Origin of the sequence: Pantoea sp. IMH (assembly GCF_000599885.1) — a bacterium.
Classification (GTDB): Bacteria; Pseudomonadota; Gammaproteobacteria; order Enterobacterales; family Enterobacteriaceae; genus Erwinia.
The window spans coordinates 792661-809266 of the sequence record NZ_JFGT01000002.1 but is presented as its reverse complement, the minus strand read 5'-3'; the positions used below and the strand labels follow the sequence as shown (position 1 = coordinate 809266).

The window sequence follows — 16606 nt, the reverse complement described above, 5'->3', positions numbered from 1 at the left end:
GGATTGCTAGCAATCTAATGTTTGCAGAATTGCAGCCTGTCCGGCACTTTCTCTGACGTATCCTGCCACACAAAGCGAGTTGGTAATGCCGGTCCGATCTGCCATACTCTGCGCCCTTAATTTAACTCCCGGTCGAGAAAGTGATGCAGTACCCGATTAATGAAATGTTCCAGACGTTGCAGGGCGAAGGGTTTTATACCGGCGTGCCGGCAATTTTTATCCGCCTTCAGGGATGCCCGGTGGGCTGTAGCTGGTGTGACACCAAACACACGTGGGATAAGCTGGCCGATCGGGAGACGTCGCTGGGCGATATTCTGCTGAAAACCGTGGAAACGGATGCCTGGGGAAATGCCGATGCCGCTGCGCTGTTAAGCACTATTCGCACCCACGGCTGGACGGCCCGCCACGTAGTGATCACCGGTGGTGAACCTTCTATTTACGATCTGACGCCGCTGACGCAGACGCTGGAGCAGCACGGCTTTAGCTGCCAGATTGAAACGAGCGGGACGCATGAAGTGCGCTGTAGCGAGAAAACCTGGGTAACCGTTTCACCTAAGGTAAATATGCGCGGCGGGTATGATGTACTGAACCAGGCGCTGGTACGGGCCGATGAGGTTAAGCATCCTGTCGCCCGCCAGCGGGACATTGAGGCGCTGCAGGCGCTGCTGAATACGCTTGATGACGACAAAGCGCGGATTATCGCGCTGCAGCCGATCAGCCAGAAAGAAGATGCCACCAGACTCTGCATTGAAACCTGCATCAAATATAACTGGCGGCTCTCCATGCAGACGCATAAGTACCTCAATATCGCCTGATTACGGCGTTTGCGCTGCTTTTGTTTTCCATGCCTGATAAGCAGCGCTGATTTCCGTTTTCGCGGCAGCCGTATCGTTAAACCCCGCCAGTTCGACCTTTTTACGGCCTTCCGGCAGCTGCTTATAAACGCGGAAAAAGGCTTCAAGGCGCTCCTTTTCCATTTTTGGCAGATCGTCCAGCGACTGTATATCATCGTAGGTCGGGTCGATTTTACTGGCCGGGACGGCCACGATCTTGTCATCTGACTCGCCGCCATCGATCATCTTCAGTACACCTATCGGACGCAGTTTGATTAAAGTGCCTGGGGCCAGCGGTGCGCGGGTATAAAAGATCACATCCAGCGGATCGTTATCCCCGCCCAGAGACTGGGTAATGGATCCATAGTTTGCCGGGTAAGCTACCGGCATGGACTGGAAACGGTCAGCCACGATAAAGCCGGTTTTGGCGTCGGTTTCATATTTGATCATGCTGCCGGCCGGAATTTCGGTCAGCGCATAGAATTCGTCAGGGTTATTTTCAGGCTGGGGGAAGTCCAGAATATTCATGGCGCTTGCCTGGCAGCAGGCGGCAACCAGCACGGCTGCAACGGACAGATTTTTAACCAGTTTCATTGTTGATTCTCTCGATCTTTAATGAAGGAGCCAACAACGTAGTGAAGCAGGATGACAGAAAGATGACAGAAGGGGGCGGATCGGCCCAGGCCGATCCCGAGCCGGATTAGCCTTTATAAACGCAGCCAGCCGTGCAGGTTTCTTTGATCATCACCGCGCTGAGCAACGGCAGCACCGGTTTCATCTGTTCCCAAATCCATTTCGCCAGCACTTCGCTGGTCGGATTCTCAAGCCCCGGGATCTCGTTGAGATAGTAATGATCCAAGCGATTGTAAACCGGCTTAAAGGCCGCTTTCAGCTCGGCAAAATCCATGACCCAGCCGGTATGCGCATTCACTTCGCCGGTGATTTCGAGCCGCACCAGAAAGGAGTGCCCGTGCAGACGACCGCATTTATGGCCGGCGGGAACGTTAGGCAGATGGTGGGCAGCCTCGAATTGAAAATCTTTAAACAGCGTGGTAGTCATGTGGCGGTCTCAGTATTCATTTCCTGGAAAAAGCTGGCGAAGTCTACCCGAAAATCCTTTTTTACGCATCCGTTTCCCCCTCCTGGGCGGCTGCCGCCAGCCCCCTGGCATGCTGCAAAATTTAACTCTATGAAAGTTATGGAAATAATAAATCTGTTTCGTTGTTAGGTTTTACCCGGAAAACTGTTTAGTTCTTTTGGTTATTTAATATGACCAACCCTTATTTAAGGGTTATCAGGCGAGTCGTTACCCTACGCTTACAATGCTGTCTTGACGGCCCGGCTCCCGATACTGGAATTCTCAACGCAATGACGACTCAGGTACCCCCAGGTTCACTGCTTCCGCTTAATCCGGAACAGCTTGCCCGCTTGCAGGCGGCCACCGGTGATTTTTCGACGACCCAGCTCGCCTGGCTTTCCGGCTATTTCTGGGGCATGGTCAATCAGGCGCCCGGTAGCGCTGTCGCTCAGGTGCCGGCGCAGGCTGAAGCCCCTTCGATCACGCTACTTTCCGCCTCACAAACGGGGAACGCCCGTCGTCTGGCGGAACAGCTTCGTGATGACCTGCTGGCGGCAAAGCTGAACGTGAATCTGGTCAACGCTGGCGATTATAAATTTAAGCAGATCGCACAGGAAAAACTGCTGATCGTTGTCACTTCCACACAGGGAGAAGGCGATCCGCCGGAAGAAGCGGTGGCGCTGCATAAGTTTCTGATGTCGAAGAAGGCGCCTAAACTCGACGCTACTGCTTTTGCGGTCTTTGGCCTTGGCGATACCTCTTACGAATTTTTCAGCCAGGCGGGCAAAGACTTTGATAACAAGCTGGGCGAGCTGGGCGGTGAACGTCTGCTGGCCCGCGTGGATGCCGACGTCGAATATGCAGCAGAAGCGGAAGCGTGGCGCAAACAGATTGTTGAAATCCTGAAAGCTCGCGTGCCCGATGCGGCACCGGCGCAGACGCTGAGTAACGCGGCGGGCAGCGTCAACGAAGTGTTCAGCACGCCCTACACCAAAGAAGCGCCGCTGACCGCCAGCCTGGCGGTGAACCAGAAAATCACCGGACGCGGTTCCGACAAGGACGTGCGCCATATCGAAATTGATCTTGGCGATGCCGTTCTGCGCTATCGTCCCGGTGACGCACTGGGCGTCTGGTATGAAAACGATCCGGCGCTGGTGGAGGAACTGGTCGGGCTGGTCTGGCTGAAAGGCGATGAAAGCGTACAGGTGAACGAGCTGACGCTGCCGCTCGCCGAAGCGCTGCAAAAGCATTTTGAACTGACGGTCAACACGCCGCAGATCGTTGAGCAATATGGCCGGCTTTGCCGCGATGAAAGGCTGCTGGCGCTGCTGAGTGAAAAAACGAAACTCCAGTACTATGCGCAAAATACGCCCATCGTCGATATGATTCGCCAGGCACCGGTCGAACTGAGTGCGGAGCAGCTGATCGCGCTGCTGCGTCCACTGACGCCGCGTCTCTACTCCATCGCCTCTTCGCAGGCGGAAAGTGAAACCGAGGTACATATCACGGTAGGCGCAGTACGCTATGAAATTGATGGCCGCGCCCGTGCGGGCGGTGCCTCCAGCTATCTGGCCGATCGTCTGGAAGAAGATGGCGAGATCCGTGTGTTTATCGAGCATAACGACAACTTCCGTCTGCCCGCGAATCCGGACACGCCGGTGATTATGATTGGTCCCGGCACCGGCATCGCGCCTTTCCGCGCCTTTATGCAGCAGCGTGATAACGACGGCGCCACCGGCAAAAACTGGCTATTTTTCGGCAACCCGCACTTCACGGAAGATTTCCTCTACCAGGTGGAATGGCAGCGCTATGTGAAAGATGGCTTGCTGACCAACATCGATCTGGCCTGGTCGCGCGATCAGCTTCACAAAGTTTATGTGCAGGACAAAATCCGCGCACGGGGTGCAGAAGTATGGCGCTGGATTGAAGAGGGCGCGCATATCTACGTTTGCGGCGACGCCAACAGAATGGCGAAAGATGTTGAGCAGGCGCTGCTGGACGTGGTGGCGGAATATGGTGGCATGGATGCGGAAACCGCCGACGAATTCCTGAGCGAGCTGCGCATTGAGCGCCGTTATCAGCGGGACGTGTACTAGGTTTATCGCCGAACGGCATAACCGGCCCGGCTGGCGCGGACTTTCCGCCAGCGGCACAGACGAACAATTGAGAGACATTGCCTCATGACGAACGAAAAACATCCCGGCCCGCTGGTGGTTGAAGGCAAACTGAGCGATGCCGAACGCCTGAAAAAGCAGAGCAACTATCTGCGCGGCACCATTACTGAAGATCTGGACGACGGCCTGACCGGCGGCTTTAACGGCGACAACTTTCTGCTGATCCGCTTTCACGGCATGTATCAGCAGGATGACCGTGACATCCGTGCCGAGCGCGCGGAACAGAAGCTGGAGCCACGCCATGCCATGATGCTGCGCTGCCGTCTGCCGGGCGGCATTATGACGCCTGAGCAGTGGCTGAGCGTGGATAAGTTTGCGCAGGAGCATACGATTTACGGCAGCATCCGCCTGACCAACCGCCAGACATTTCAGTATCACGGCCTGCTGAAGGGTGACGTTAAGCCCGCGCACCAGATGCTGCATGCGGTGGGACTGGACGCGCTGGCGACCGCGAACGACGTAAACCGTAACGTGCTGTGCAGCTCCAATCCGGTGGAATCTGAACTGCATCAGGAAGCCTACGATTGGGCGAAAAAGCTCTCCGAGCATTTGCTGCCGAAAACCCGCGCCTACGCGGAAATCTGGCTGGATCAGGAGAAGGTCGCCACCACTGACGAAGAGCCGATTCTGGGCGAAACCTATCTGCCGCGCAAATTCAAAACTACCGTTGTCGTACCGCCGCATAATGACGTTGATTTACATGCGAACGACATGAATTTCATCGCCATTGCCGAGAACGGCAAGCTGATCGGCTTTAACCTGCTGGTGGGCGGTGGGCTCTCCATTGAGCATGGCAATAAAGCGACCTACGCCCGTACCGCCAGCGAGTTCGGTTATCTGTCGCTGGACAAAACCCTGGCAGTGGCCGAAGCGGTGGTGACCACCCAGCGGGACTGGGGTAACCGTACCGATCGTAAAAATGCCAAAACCAAATACACGCTGGAGCGCGTGGGCGTTGAAACGTTCAAAGAAGAGGTTGAACGCCGTGCGGGCATCAAGTTTGAACCCATCCGCCCTTATGAATTTACCACCCGAGGCGATCGCTTCGGCTGGGTAAAAGGCATCGATGAGAAATGGCATCTGACGCTGTTTATTGAGAACGGACGTCTGCTCGATTATCCGGGACGACCGCTGAAAACCGGCCTGGCGGAAATCGCCAAAATCCACCAGGGCGACTTCCGTCTGACCGCCAATCAGAACCTGATCGTGGCGGGCGTGCCGGAGGCGGAGAAACCGCGTATTGAAGCGCTGGCCCGTGAGCATGGACTGATGGAAAGTGTGACCGCCCAGCGTGAAAACTCTATGGCCTGTGTCGCCTTCCCAACCTGTCCACTGGCGATGGCGGAAGCAGAACGTTTCCTGCCGGCTTTCGTGACCCGCGTGGAAGAAACTATGCACCGTCACGGCGTGGGCGATGAACACATTGTACTGCGCGTGACCGGATGCCCCAACGGTTGTGGCCGTGCGCTGCTGGCGGAAGTTGGCCTGGTCGGTAAAGCGCCGGGACGTTACAACCTCTATCTCGGCGGTAACCGCATCGGCACACGTATTCCACGCATGTACCGTGAAAATATCACCGAAGACGAAATACTTTCTCACCTTGATGAACTGCTGGGGCGCTGGGCGTTGGAGCGCGAGGCGGATGAAGGGTTTGGTGACTTTACTGTCCGGGCAGGCGTAGTTGAGCCGGTGCGCGATCCGGCCCGCGATTTTTGGCAATAACGGAGGCTTAACATGGCGCTACCCGATCTCGCCGTACTCAATGCGTTACCGAAAGTCGAGCGCATCATGGCGCTGGCCGAAGTGAACAATCAGCTGGATAAACTTTCAGCCCAGGATCGCGTGATCTGGGCGCTCGAGAACCTGCCGGGCGAGGCGGTGCTCTCTTCCAGTTTCGGCATTCAGGCCGCCGTCAGCCTGCATCTGGTGAATAAGGCCAGGCCGGGAATTCCGGTCATTCTGACCGATACCGGCTACCTGTTTCCGGAAACCTACCAGTTTATTGATGCGCTGACGGAAAAGCTGGATTTGAATCTGAACGTTTTCCGGGCAACGGAGAGCGCGGCCTGGCAGGAAGCGCGTTACGGTAAGCTTTGGGAGCAGGGCGTGGAAGGGATTGAGCGCTACAACCAGATCAATAAAGTGGAGCCGATGAACCGTGCATTGCAAACGCTGAACGGCCAGACCTGGTTTGCCGGTTTACGGCGCGATCAGTCCAGCAGTCGGGCGCATTTGCCGGTGCTGGCCGTGCAGCGCGGCGTCTTCAAGGTGTTACCGATTATCGACTGGGATAACCGGCAGGTGCATCAGTACCTCAAGGATAACGGTCTGGATTACCATCCGCTGTGGGAGAAAGGCTATCTTTCGGTAGGTGACACGCACACCACGCGGAAATGGGAACCGGGCATGGCGGAGGAAGAGACCCGCTTCTTCGGTCTGAAGCGTGAATGCGGGCTGCACGAATAAGCGTGGTTATCTGCGGACAGCAAATCCCGGCAACGCCTTGTCGGTAATCAAACGGGAAAACAGACACACTGTTTTCCCTTTTCATCATTCCGAAGGTCTGATAGCCGCTTTTATCCGCAGGGTTAGCGCCACAGGCCTGTTAAATTCCCATCAGCGAAGTGAACCCATCAGCGGTGCGGGTTATGTTCACTTTTGTCACTTCATAGTCCGCCACGGCCTGGAATGGATCTTCGTCCAGAATAGCGTTGAGACGATCGCGATCGATATCTTTCACCATGATCGCGCCCCCGGTGCGGGGATCTTTTCGTCCGGCGCTGATAAAAACACCACTATCGAAGTATTTATTCAACCAGGCAATATGCGCATCCAGCACGGCTTCCACTTCCTCAAGCGGGCGGGTGTAGTTCAGGAAAACAATGTACATAAGCACTCCTGTCAGGGGAGTGGCCTGCCGGTTTGATAAAATGTCTGGCTGTTAACACCGGCGGACCAGCGGGTTTATTTGCCTCATCATTATGCGATCCCGCCAGGCCTGGCACAATCACGGCCGGAGTGAAATGCCCGCAATATCATCCGTTAAGCGTGACTTGTGTCGTCTTTTGCAGTCACGTTATTCCATTCGGTAACTACTCATTCCAATTAGTAATTTCATAAGCCTCCGGCGCGGGCCGTATAGTCGCGTTAACTATTTGTTATTAACGACAAGGCTGACGTGGACTATCTCCCAATATTTGCTGATATCCGTAACAAACCGGTGCTGGTTGTCGGCGGCGGCGACGTGGCCGCGCGTAAGATTGAGCTGCTGCGGCGCGCAGGCGCGCGGGTGCAGATTGCCTCAAAGGCACTGTGTGAGGAACTGGCTGCGCTGCATCATGAAGGGCTGGTCGAGTGGCGGGCTAAAGCCTATCAACGCGAGCTGCTGACGGGCGTTTTTCTGGTGATTGCCGCCACGGACGATGCGGAACTGAATGCCCGCGTTTTTGATGACGCCAGCGCCCGTCACCTGCTGGCGAACGTGGTGGACGATCAGCCGAAATGCTCCTTTATTTTCCCCTCTATTGTGGATCGCTCCCCGCTGGTGGTGGCGATCTCTTCCAGCGGTACCGCGCCGGTACTTGCCCGCCTGCTACGCGAGAAGTTAGAGGCGCTGCTGCCCGCGAATCTGGGGCAGATGGCGGCCATTGCCGGTCAGTGGCGCGGCAAGGTGAAAGAACGCTTCAGCAAGATGTCCGATCGCCGCCGCTTCTGGGAAGCTGCCTTTAACGGCCTTTTTGCCAGCCAGGTCGCCTCCGGCAATGTGGAAGGCGCAAAACGCACGCTGGATGAACAGCTGGACGCGCCGCAGGAGAACCAGGGTGAAATTATTCTGGTGGGCGCCGGGCCTGGCGATCCCGGACTGCTGACCCTGCGCGGGTTGCAGGTAATGCAGCAGGCGGATGTGGTGCTGTATGACCATCTGGTCAGCGATGAAATTCTCGATTTAGTCCGGCGCGATGCCGATCGCATCTGCGTCGGTAAACGCGCTCATGCGCATACCGTCCCGCAGGAAGAGACGAACCAGCTGCTGGTGGCGCTGGCGAAGAAAGGGAAATGCGTCGTGCGCCTGAAGGGCGGCGATCCCTTTATTTTTGGCCGCGGTGGCGAAGAGCTTCAGGCGGCTGTCGAGGCGGGCATTCCCTTTCAGGTCGTGCCGGGCGTTACGGCTGCCGCTGGCGCAACGGCTTACGCCGGTATTCCGCTGACTCACCGCGACTACGCGCAGAGCGTGTTGTTTATTACCGGCCACTGCCGCGCCGACGGCGACGGGCTTGACTGGCCCTCACTGGCCCGCGCCCGTCAGACGCTGGCGATCTACATGGGCACGGTCAAGGCGGCGGATATCTCCGCGCAGCTTATTGCCCACGGACGTGATGCACAGACGCCGGTCGCGGTCATCGGTCGCGGTACGCGTCAGGATCAGCAGGTTCTGACCGGTACGCTCGACCAGCTCGACGCTCTGGCGCAACACGCACCCAGCCCCGCTCTGCTGGTGATTGGCGAAGTGGTCAATCTGCATCAGCAGCTGGCGTGGTTTCAACATTCAGCGCAGCAGGCCGGACGTGAGTCCGCCGTTGTGAATTTGGCTTGAGGAAAAGTTATGGATCAGAAAAGACTCACTCACCTGCGTCAACTGGAAGCGGAAAGTATCCATATCATCCGCGAAGTGGCGGCAGAATTTGGTAATCCGGTCATGATGTATTCGATCGGTAAAGACTCTTCCGTGATGCTGCATCTGGCGCGCAAGGCATTTTATCCCGGCACCCTGCCTTTTCCCCTGCTGCATGTGGATACAGGCTGGAAGTTCCGTGAAATGTATGAATTTCGCGACCGTACCGTGAAGGCGATTGGTGCCGAACTGCTGGTGCACCGCAATCCGGAAGGCGTGGCGATGGGCATCAACCCCTTTGTGCACGGTAGCGCCAAACATACGGATATTATGAAGACCGAAGGGTTGAAGCAGGCGCTGAACAAGTATGGTTTTGATGCGGCATTTGGCGGTGCCCGCCGCGACGAGGAGAAATCCCGCGCGAAAGAGCGCATCTACTCCTTCCGCGATCGTTTTCACCGCTGGGATCCGAAAAACCAGCGTCCTGAGCTGTGGCATAACTACAACGGCCAGATTAACAAAGGCGAAAGCATCCGCGTTTTCCCGCTCTCCAACTGGACCGAACTTGATATCTGGCAGTACATCTTCCTGGAAAATATCGAGATTGTGCCGCTCTACCTGGCGGCGCCGCGACCGGTACTGGAGCGCGACGGCATGATGATGATGGTGGATGACGACCGTATCGACCTCCAGCCTGGCGAAATGATTCAGCAGCGCATGGTGCGCTTCCGCACGCTGGGCTGCTGGCCGCTGACCGGCGCGGTAGAATCTGAAGCGAAGACGCTGCCTGAAATCATTGAAGAGATGCTGGTTTCCACTACCAGCGAACGTCAGGGGCGCGTCATTGACCGCGATCAGTCCGGCTCGATGGAGCTGAAGAAACGCCAGGGTTATTTCTGAGGAGCCGAGATGAATACCGTCATTGCACAACAAATTGCCGACCAGGGCGGCGTGGAAGCCTGGTTACACGCGCAGCAACATAAAAGCCTGCTGCGTTTCCTGACCTGTGGCAGCGTCGACGATGGCAAGAGCACGCTGATTGGCCGCCTGCTGCACGATACCCGTCAGATTTATGAAGATCAGCTCTCGTCACTCCATAACGACAGCAAGCGTCACGGCACTCAGGGCGAGAAGCTCGATCTGGCGCTGCTGGTCGATGGTCTTCAGGCCGAGCGTGAGCAGGGCATCACTATCGATGTGGCCTATCGTTACTTCTCCACCGAGAAGCGTAAGTTTATTATCGCGGACACGCCGGGCCACGAGCAGTACACGCGTAATATGGCCACCGGCGCTTCCACCTGCGACCTGGCGATCCTGCTGATTGATGCCCGTAAAGGGGTGCTGGATCAGACACGCCGCCATAGCTTTATTTCCACCTTACTGGGCATCAAGCATCTGGTTGTGGCGATCAACAAAATGGATCTGGTGGAGTACAGCGAAGCGACTTTTGAGCAGATCAAACAGGATTACCTGGATTTCGCCGGACAGTTACCAACCGATCTGGATATTCGTTTTGTTCCGCTTTCTGCGCTGGAAGGCGAGAATGTCGCCTCACCCAGTGAAGCGATGAGCTGGTACAGCGGCCCGACGCTGCTGGATGTGCTGGAAACCGTCGAGATTAAGCGCATCGTGGAACAGCAGCCAATGCGCTTCCCGGTGCAGTACGTGAACCGCCCTAATCTGGATTTCCGCGGCTATGCCGGCACGCTCGCCTCCGGAACGGTGCAGGTGGGACAGCGCGTCAGGGTTCTGCCTTCTGGCGTGGAATCCAGTATTGCGCGTATCGTGACATTTGACGGCGATCTGCAGGAAGCCCAGGCGGGTGAAGCGATTACGCTGGTGCTGAAGGATGAAATTGATATCAGCCGTGGCGATCTGCTGGTGGACGCCAGCGCGACGCTGAAACCGGTGCAGGCCGCCAGCGTCGATGTGGTATGGATGGCTGAGCAGCCGCTCTCACCCGGCCAGAGCTTCGACGTCAAAATCGCCGGTAAGAAAACCCGTGCGCGTGTTGAGCGCATCGAGCATCAGGTGGAGATCAACAACCTGACCCGCCACAGCGTGGAAAATCTGCCGCTGAACGGGATCGGCCTGGTCGAACTGACGTTTGATGAGCCGATGGTACTGGATAGCTACCAACAGAATCCGGTGACCGGCGGCATGATATTTGTCGATCGCTTAAGTAATGTCACCGTTGGTGCGGGCATGATCCGTGAGCCGCTGGCGCAGCAAGCGCAGTTACAAGGTGATTTCAGCCAGTTTGAACTGGAGCTGAATGCGCTGGTTCGTCGCCACTTCCCGCACTGGGGCGCACGCGATCTGCTGGGCGGGGAGTCAAATGGGCGCTGAACATGATGAAAATGTCATCTGGCACTCGCATGCGGTAACCCGTGACGAACGCGAGGCGCAGCATGGTCATCGGGGCGTCCTTCTGTGGTTTACCGGACTTTCCGGTTCGGGAAAATCGACGGTTGCGGGCGCGCTGGAGCAGGGGCTGCATAAGGCGGGCATCAGTACCTATCTGCTGGATGGTGATAACGTACGCCATGGCCTCTGTCGCGACCTCGGTTTCAGCGATGAGGATCGTAAGGAGAATATCCGTCGCGTGGGTGAAACGGCTAAGCTGATGGTGGATGCGGGACTGGTGGTACTGAGCGCCTTTATCTCGCCTCATCGCGCTGAGCGGCAGATGGTCCGCGATTTGCTGGGAGAAGGGCGCTTTATCGAAATTTTCGTCGACACGCCGTTGGCGATTTGCGAAGCGCGCGATCCGAAAGGGCTTTATAAAAAAGCCCGTGCGGGCGAACTGCGCAACTTCACCGGCATTGATGCGGTTTATGAAGCACCAGAGCGGGCGGAGATGGTGCTCAACGGCGAAGAGAAAGTTGAGGTGCTGTGTGAGCAAATTGCGGCTCTACTGCGCAGCCGGCAGATTATCCCTTGCTAAGAAAACGTCAAGCCTGCAGGGAAGCGGGCGCTCAGCGGCGGCTGTCATCATTTCAGTGAAGGTTATTATCCCACTCGCAAATTGCGGCTGGCACCATTATCGATATGAGAAAAGAAGACAGTGCGCCGCTTTGCCATACTTATCCTCATAACATACCGGTTTGCGTTTCTGCGAAGGCGCGCCGTTATTGCTCAATCCTTACCGCCTTTATGGCTTTCTTTCAACGCATGTCAGATCGCTTCCAGCAGTTTCTGATAATAGTAATATGAGCGACACCGTCGGTTTTTTGCGGATGCGGAAAGCGCCGCGAGCCCATTGCACGCGAGCCCGACGGTCATCGACGTAACCGGGAGATGTAACGATTTTTGCTTAAAGAAACGTCTGGCAAATGATGCTTATCTGAGCGAGACGAGGCTTTTTCCGTCGTCACTGCGCAGATCGGTGACCAACAATTGGTAACAAAATCACCCCGGCAAAGCATCGATCTGCCGCCTGAGCGCGATATTATCTTTTATTGAGAAGTCACGGCGAAATGCCTCAGAGCAGGTCGTGTCACGCATCAACAGGATACTTATGCATAACGTTACGCCGTTGCTGGCCCGCAAAGAAGATCGAGAACGGGAAGAGAGCGCCGGGCCCTTTCCCGGAGGCATGGTGGGCTTCGCCTCCTGGTGGATTGCCCTGGCGATCCCTTTTATGCTTTACGGTTCGAATACCCTGTTCTTCTTTCTCTATACCTGGCCTTTCTTCCTGGCCCTCCTGCCGGTTTCAGTTCTGATTGGTATCGCCACCAGCGTGCTGCTGCGCGGTCATCTGCTGCTGACCCTGTTACTGACCGCCATCAGCGTTATCTGTCTGTTCTGGCTGATTTTCAGCCTGCTTACCGGCTGGTAAGCAGCCGTTGCCCTCCTGTTTTGCCCCCTTGTGTATAACCTGAACGGCAATCCATGGCTATTTCACCGCCAGGGTGGAGTCAGAGGGAAAGTTGTGGGATGATTGAGCCGTTTTTCAGGGGGCGGGGATGGGTAAACTGACGCTGCTGTTACTTGCTTTACTGGCCTGGCTGCAATATTCGCTCTGGCTGGGCAAGAACGGCATACATGACTATACGCGCGTTAATGACGATGTTGCGGTGCAACAGGCCAGTAACGGCAAGCTTAAAGCACGAAACGATCGGCTGTTTGCGGAAATCGATGACCTTAATGGCGGTTCTGAAGCGATCGAGGAGCGCGCACGCAATGAACTCGGGATGATTAAGCCCGGTGAGACCTTCTATCGCCTTGTGCCGGATCAGAATAAACGAAACGCACAGCAGGGCGCTGCCAACAGCCAGCTACGATAAGCCATGAACATCGCAACATCCTTTCCGGACGTGATTGCTGTCGTACCCGCAGCGGGTATCGGCAGCCGGATGCAGTCTGAATGTCCGAAGCAGTATCTCACTATCGGCGACAAAACTATTCTGGAGCATACGCTCGCCAGGCTGCTGGCACATCCGGTGATTGGCCGGGTGATCGTGGCCATCAGTCCTGACGATGCGCTGTTTGCGCGCCTGCCTGTTGCGCGCGATCCGCGTATTACGGTGATCAAGGGCGGGAAAGAACGGGCGGACTCGGTACTTGCCGGGCTGCAGGCGGCCCCCTCCGCAAGCTGGGCGCTGGTCCACGATGCGGCGCGTCCCTGCCTCCATCCCGACGATCTGACGCGCCTGCTGGCGATCACCGCGACCAGCAGCGTTGGTGGCATCCTTGCCGCGCCGGTACGGGATACGATGAAGCGGGGCGGAGCGGGCAGCGATGCCATTGTGCATACCGTCGATCGTGAAGATCTCTGGCATGCGCTGACGCCTCAGCTGTTTCCGCTTGATCTGCTGCGCAACTGCCTGCAGCGGGCGCTGGAAGAAGGCGCCACCATTACCGATGAAGCTTCAGCGCTGGAGTACTGTGGCTATCATCCTGAACTGATCGTCGGACGCAGCGATAATATCAAGGTTACGCGGCCGGAAGATCTGGCGCTGGCCGCTTTCTACCTCACTCAATTAAAAAATAAGGAGAGCGCATAATGCGTATCGGCCACGGTTTTGACGTACACGCGTTTGGCGGCGAAGGCCCGTTGATTATTGGCGGCGTGCGTATTCCTTATGAAAAAGGACTGCTGGCGCACTCCGATGGTGACGTGGCGTTGCATGCGCTGACCGATGCGCTGCTGGGCGCGGCCGCGCTGGGTGATATCGGCAAGCTGTTTCCGGACACCGACGCGGCGTATAAAGGGGCGGACAGCCGTGAACTGCTGCGTGAAGCCTGGCGGCAGATTGCCAGCAAGGGCTACGCGATTGGCAACGTTGATGTCACCATCATCGCCCAGGCGCCTAAAATGCTGCCGCATGTGCCGCAAATGCGCATCAATATCGCCGAAGATCTCGGCATCCATATGGATGATGTTAACGTGAAAGCCACCACGACGGAGAAGCTCGGCTTTACCGGACGTGGCGAGGGGATCGCCTGTGAAGCCGTGGCGCTGCTTATCCGGGCGAACGCCTGATGGAACTGCAGGCACTGAGCTGGCTGCACGGTAAACCTGTCGTTACTGGCGTCCTTAAGGCCAGCCCGGAAGACTTTGTCGTTATCGAAGATCTGGGCTACCGGCCAGACGGTGACGGCGAGCAGGTGCTGGTTCGCGTACGAAAAAAGGGCTGTAACACCCGCTTTGTGGCCGAAGCGCTGGCGAAATTTGCCGGCGTTCCTGCACGAGACGTCAGTTTTGCCGGCATGAAGGATCGTCATGCGGTGACCGAGCAGTGGTTTTGTCTGCGGGTGCCAGGGAAATCGACGCCAGACTTTTCTGCATTTTCGCTGGAAGGCTGCGAGGTGCTGGAAAGTGCCCGCCATCGTCGTAAACTGCGTACTGGCGCGCTGCAGGGCAACGCCTTTACGCTGATCCTGCGGCAGATTACCGATCGTGCGGCGGCGGAAGCGCGACTGCAGCAGATCGTCGTTGCTGGCGTACCCAATTATTTTGGCGAGCAGCGCTTTGGCCATCAGGGCAATAACCTGACGCTGGCCCGGCGCTGGGCGGCAGGAACACTCCGCGTAAAAGAGCGTAACAAGCGCAGCTTTCTGCTTTCCGCTGCCCGCAGCGCGCTGTTTAACCAGGTCGTGAGCGATCGCCTGGCGGCGCAGGGCGGCCTGCACAGGGTAATGTCAGGCGATGCGTTACAGCTGACCGGACGAGGGAGCTGGTTTGTGGCCGACGCCACGGAAATCGAAATCCTGCAAAGCCGCGTTAATAATAATGAACTGCGGATAACGGCGCCGCTACCCGGAAGCGGCGAGTGGGGCACCAAAGAGGCCGCACTGGATTTTGAACAACATAGCCTGGCGGCGGAAGCAGAGTTAATTGCCCTGCTGGAACGCGAGCGGGTGGAAGCGGCGCGCCGCGCGATGCTGGTGATCCCCCGCGATTTGCGCTGGGATTGGTCAGACGATCGTACTCTCAGGCTGAACTTCTGGCTTCCGGCGGGCAGTTTTGCCACCAGCGTGGTGCGTGAAATTCTTGAACAAGAAGGTGAAGATGCGGATATTGCTGAGTAACGATGACGGTATTCATGCGCCGGGCATTCAGACGCTGGCGGCGGCGCTGCGGGAGTTTGCCGAGGTGCAGGTTGTTGCGCCCGATCGCAACCGCAGCGGCGCATCAAATTCCCTGACGCTTGAGACGCCTCTGCGTACCTTTTGTTATCCTGGCGGCGATATCGCCGTTCAGATGGGAACGCCGACCGACTGCGTCTATCTGGGTGTGAATTCGCTGATGCGGCCCGGACCGGATATCGTGGTCTCCGGCATCAACGCCGGCCCTAATCTCGGCGATGATGTCATCTACTCCGGCACGGTTGCCGCCGCGATGGAAGGGCGTCATCTTGGCCTGCCCGCGCTCGCCGTCTCGCTTGACGGCCACAAGCATTACGATACCGCTGCGGCGGTAACCTGTTCTATCCTGCGTGGCCTGCAGCGCGAGCCGTTACGCACGGGGCGCATCCTGAATATCAATGTGCCCGATCTGCCGCTCTCAGAGATTAAAGGGATTCGTGTCACCCGCTGTGGCAGCCGCCATCCCAGCGATCAGGTGATCCCTCAGCAGGATCCGCGTGGCAATATGATGTACTGGATTGGCCCACCGGGAGAGAAGCTCGATGCCGGCCCGGATACCGACTTTGCTGCCGTTGATGAAGGCTATGTCTCGGTAACGGCGCTGCATGTGGATCTGACGGCCCACGCGGCGCAACAGGTGGTCGCAGACTGGCTCACCAGCGCCGGAGTCCTCTGCGAATGATAGCTCGACGTATTGATACGCTTCTGGCGCAGCTTCGCCAGCAGGGCATTAATGACGAAAGGTTGCTGCAAGCCATGGAAGAGGTGCCGCGCGAGCGTTTCGTTGATGAAGCGTTCGAGCATAAAGCCTGGGAAAATATGGCGCTGCCGATCGGCTCGGGGCAGACCATTTCCCAGCCTTATATGGTGGCAAAAATGACGGCGCTGCTGGAGCTGACGCCCACCTCTCGCGTGCTGGAAATTGGCACCGGTTCCGGCTATCAAACCGCGATACTGGCGCACCTGGTAGAGCACGTCTATTCTGTTGAGCGCATAAAGGGATTGCAGTGGCAGGCAAAACGCCGCCTGAAGCAGTTGGATCTGCATAATGTCTCTACGCGTCACGGCGACGGCTGGCAGGGCTGGCCGTCACGCGGTCCTTTTGATGCGATTATCGTCACCGCCGCGCCGCCAGAGATCCCGGTTGAGCTGATGTCGCAACTGGACGAAGGAGGCATTCTGGTGCTGCCGGTGGGCGAAGAGCAGCAGCAGCTTAAACGGATACACCGTCGGGCCGGGGAATTTTCCGTTGAAACGGTGGAGCCGGTGCGCTTTGTCCCTCTGGTCAAAGGCGACCTGGCCTGATTTACCGCCC

General features: G+C 57.1%; 18 protein-coding genes. 15 read left to right on the top strand and 3 right to left on the bottom strand.

The features are described 5' to 3' along the window. Positions 1 to 143: 143 nt before the first annotated feature. Positions 144 to 815, top strand: a complete 672-nt coding sequence (queE, locus tag EA20_RS0103730) for a 7-carboxy-7-deazaguanine synthase QueE (RefSeq protein ID WP_024965556.1) — start codon at positions 144 to 146, stop codon at positions 813 to 815. Here queE and EA20_RS0103725 read toward each other — a convergent pair whose 3' ends face one another. Both EA20_RS0103725 and queD read right to left on the bottom strand, forming a co-directional pair. Continuing rightward, complete coding sequence (locus tag EA20_RS0103725; protein ID WP_024965555.1) at positions 816 to 1427, bottom strand: inorganic diphosphatase; 612 nt, start codon at positions 1425 to 1427, stop codon at positions 816 to 818. Positions 1428 to 1533: 106 nt separating this feature from the next. After that, positions 1534 to 1893 carry a 6-carboxytetrahydropterin synthase QueD gene (queD, locus tag EA20_RS0103720; RefSeq protein WP_024965554.1) on the bottom strand — a complete coding sequence of 120 codons (360 nt, stop codon included), beginning with the start codon at positions 1891 to 1893 and terminating at the stop codon, positions 1534 to 1536. 308 nt (positions 1894 to 2201) lie between these two features. Here queD and cysJ point away from each other — a divergent pair, with 308 nt between their 5' ends. From cysJ to EA20_RS0103705, 3 genes are all read left to right on the top strand, one after another. Beyond that, positions 2202 to 4007 carry an NADPH-dependent assimilatory sulfite reductase flavoprotein subunit gene (cysJ, locus tag EA20_RS0103715; protein WP_024965553.1) on the top strand — a complete coding sequence of 602 codons (1806 nt, stop codon included), beginning with the start codon at positions 2202 to 2204 and terminating at the stop codon, positions 4005 to 4007. An 84-nt stretch (positions 4008 to 4091) separates the two neighbouring features. Beyond that, positions 4092 to 5807, top strand: coding sequence for an assimilatory sulfite reductase (NADPH) hemoprotein subunit (cysI, locus tag EA20_RS0103710; RefSeq protein WP_024965552.1), 1716 nt, complete (start codon positions 4092 to 4094; stop codon positions 5805 to 5807). 12 nt (positions 5808 to 5819) lie between these two features. Next, positions 5820 to 6551 carry a phosphoadenylyl-sulfate reductase gene (locus tag EA20_RS0103705; RefSeq protein ID WP_024965551.1) on the top strand — a complete coding sequence of 244 codons (732 nt, stop codon included), beginning with the start codon at positions 5820 to 5822 and terminating at the stop codon, positions 6549 to 6551. Between the two features lie 139 nt (positions 6552 to 6690). Here the strand turns inward: EA20_RS0103705 and EA20_RS0103700 are convergent, their stop codons facing one another. Beyond that, positions 6691 to 6975 (bottom strand): YciI family protein, encoded by a 285-nt coding sequence (locus EA20_RS0103700; RefSeq protein WP_024965550.1) that lies wholly within the window; start codon positions 6973 to 6975, stop codon positions 6691 to 6693. Between the two features lie 288 nt (positions 6976 to 7263). Between EA20_RS0103700 and cysG the strand changes: the two genes are divergently transcribed. The 11 genes from cysG to EA20_RS0103645 all read left to right on the top strand — a co-directional run bounded on the left by cysG (position 7264) and on the right by EA20_RS0103645 (position 16596). Continuing rightward, positions 7264 to 8679, top strand: a complete 1416-nt coding sequence (cysG, locus tag EA20_RS0103695) for a siroheme synthase CysG (RefSeq protein WP_024965549.1) — start codon at positions 7264 to 7266, stop codon at positions 8677 to 8679. Positions 8680 to 8688: 9 nt separating this feature from the next. Then, a complete protein-coding gene (gene cysD / locus EA20_RS0103690; RefSeq protein ID WP_024965548.1) occupies positions 8689 to 9597 on the top strand; it encodes a sulfate adenylyltransferase subunit CysD in 909 nt (302 codons plus the stop codon). A gap of 9 nt (positions 9598 to 9606) precedes the next feature. Next, positions 9607 to 11046, top strand: a complete 1440-nt coding sequence (cysN, locus tag EA20_RS0103685) for a sulfate adenylyltransferase subunit CysN (RefSeq protein WP_024965547.1) — start codon at positions 9607 to 9609, stop codon at positions 11044 to 11046. Further along, entirely contained in the window at positions 11036 to 11644 is a 609-nt protein-coding gene (gene cysC / locus EA20_RS0103680) for an adenylyl-sulfate kinase (protein WP_024965546.1), read from the top strand. Before cysN ends, cysC begins: the two co-directional genes overlap by 11 nt. A 573-nt stretch (positions 11645 to 12217) precedes the next feature. Further along, positions 12218 to 12538, top strand: coding sequence for a DUF3561 family protein (locus tag EA20_RS0103675; RefSeq protein ID WP_024965545.1), 321 nt, complete (start codon positions 12218 to 12220; stop codon positions 12536 to 12538). A 127-nt stretch (positions 12539 to 12665) separates the two neighbouring features. Beyond that, positions 12666 to 12986, top strand: a complete 321-nt coding sequence (ftsB, locus tag EA20_RS0103670; RefSeq protein WP_024965544.1) for a cell division protein FtsB — start codon at positions 12666 to 12668, stop codon at positions 12984 to 12986. Between the two features lie 3 nt (positions 12987 to 12989). After that, positions 12990 to 13706 carry a 2-C-methyl-D-erythritol 4-phosphate cytidylyltransferase gene (gene ispD, locus EA20_RS0103665; protein ID WP_200868304.1) on the top strand — a complete coding sequence of 239 codons (717 nt, stop codon included), beginning with the start codon at positions 12990 to 12992 and terminating at the stop codon, positions 13704 to 13706. Next, positions 13706 to 14185: a 2-C-methyl-D-erythritol 2,4-cyclodiphosphate synthase gene (gene ispF / locus EA20_RS0103660; RefSeq protein ID WP_024965542.1), complete on the top strand. Its 480-nt coding sequence runs from the start codon at positions 13706 to 13708 to the stop codon at positions 14183 to 14185. Before ispD ends, ispF begins: the two co-directional genes overlap by 1 nt. Next, entirely contained in the window at positions 14185 to 15234 is a 1050-nt protein-coding gene (gene truD, locus EA20_RS0103655; RefSeq protein ID WP_024965541.1) for a tRNA pseudouridine(13) synthase TruD, read from the top strand. The genes ispF and truD overlap by 1 nt, the downstream gene beginning before the upstream one ends. After that, positions 15215 to 15973, top strand: a complete 759-nt coding sequence (surE, locus tag EA20_RS0103650) for a 5'/3'-nucleotidase SurE (RefSeq protein ID WP_024965540.1) — start codon at positions 15215 to 15217, stop codon at positions 15971 to 15973. Before truD ends, surE begins: the two co-directional genes overlap by 20 nt. Then, positions 15970 to 16596 (top strand): protein-L-isoaspartate(D-aspartate) O-methyltransferase, encoded by a 627-nt coding sequence (locus EA20_RS0103645; protein WP_024965539.1) that lies wholly within the window; start codon positions 15970 to 15972, stop codon positions 16594 to 16596. Before surE ends, EA20_RS0103645 begins: the two co-directional genes overlap by 4 nt. Positions 16597 to 16606: the final 10 nt, after the last annotated feature.

Coding starts and splice junctions, on each gene's coding strand:
- EA20_RS0103675 (WP_024965545.1), top strand. CDS start 12,218: ATGCATAACGTTACGCCGTTGCTGGCCCGCAAAGAAGATCGAGAACGG.
- EA20_RS0103645 (WP_024965539.1), top strand. CDS start 15,970: ATGATAGCTCGACGTATTGATACGCTTCTGGCGCAGCTTCGCCAGCAG.
- cysC (WP_024965546.1), top strand. CDS start 11,036: ATGGGCGCTGAACATGATGAAAATGTCATCTGGCACTCGCATGCGGTA.
- queD (WP_024965554.1), bottom strand. CDS start 1,893: ATGACTACCACGCTGTTTAAAGATTTTCAATTCGAGGCTGCCCACCAT.
- queE (WP_024965556.1), top strand. CDS start 144: ATGCAGTACCCGATTAATGAAATGTTCCAGACGTTGCAGGGCGAAGGG.
- ispD (WP_200868304.1), top strand. CDS start 12,990: ATGAACATCGCAACATCCTTTCCGGACGTGATTGCTGTCGTACCCGCA.
- EA20_RS0103705 (WP_024965551.1), top strand. CDS start 5,820: ATGGCGCTACCCGATCTCGCCGTACTCAATGCGTTACCGAAAGTCGAG.
- EA20_RS0103725 (WP_024965555.1), bottom strand. CDS start 1,427: ATGAAACTGGTTAAAAATCTGTCCGTTGCAGCCGTGCTGGTTGCCGCC.
- cysJ (WP_024965553.1), top strand. CDS start 2,202: ATGACGACTCAGGTACCCCCAGGTTCACTGCTTCCGCTTAATCCGGAA.
- surE (WP_024965540.1), top strand. CDS start 15,215: ATGCGGATATTGCTGAGTAACGATGACGGTATTCATGCGCCGGGCATT.
- cysD (WP_024965548.1), top strand. CDS start 8,689: ATGGATCAGAAAAGACTCACTCACCTGCGTCAACTGGAAGCGGAAAGT.
- cysI (WP_024965552.1), top strand. CDS start 4,092: ATGACGAACGAAAAACATCCCGGCCCGCTGGTGGTTGAAGGCAAACTG.
- cysN (WP_024965547.1), top strand. CDS start 9,607: ATGAATACCGTCATTGCACAACAAATTGCCGACCAGGGCGGCGTGGAA.
- truD (WP_024965541.1), top strand. CDS start 14,185: ATGGAACTGCAGGCACTGAGCTGGCTGCACGGTAAACCTGTCGTTACT.
- EA20_RS0103700 (WP_024965550.1), bottom strand. CDS start 6,975: ATGTACATTGTTTTCCTGAACTACACCCGCCCGCTTGAGGAAGTGGAA.
- ftsB (WP_024965544.1), top strand. CDS start 12,666: ATGGGTAAACTGACGCTGCTGTTACTTGCTTTACTGGCCTGGCTGCAA.
- ispF (WP_024965542.1), top strand. CDS start 13,706: ATGCGTATCGGCCACGGTTTTGACGTACACGCGTTTGGCGGCGAAGGC.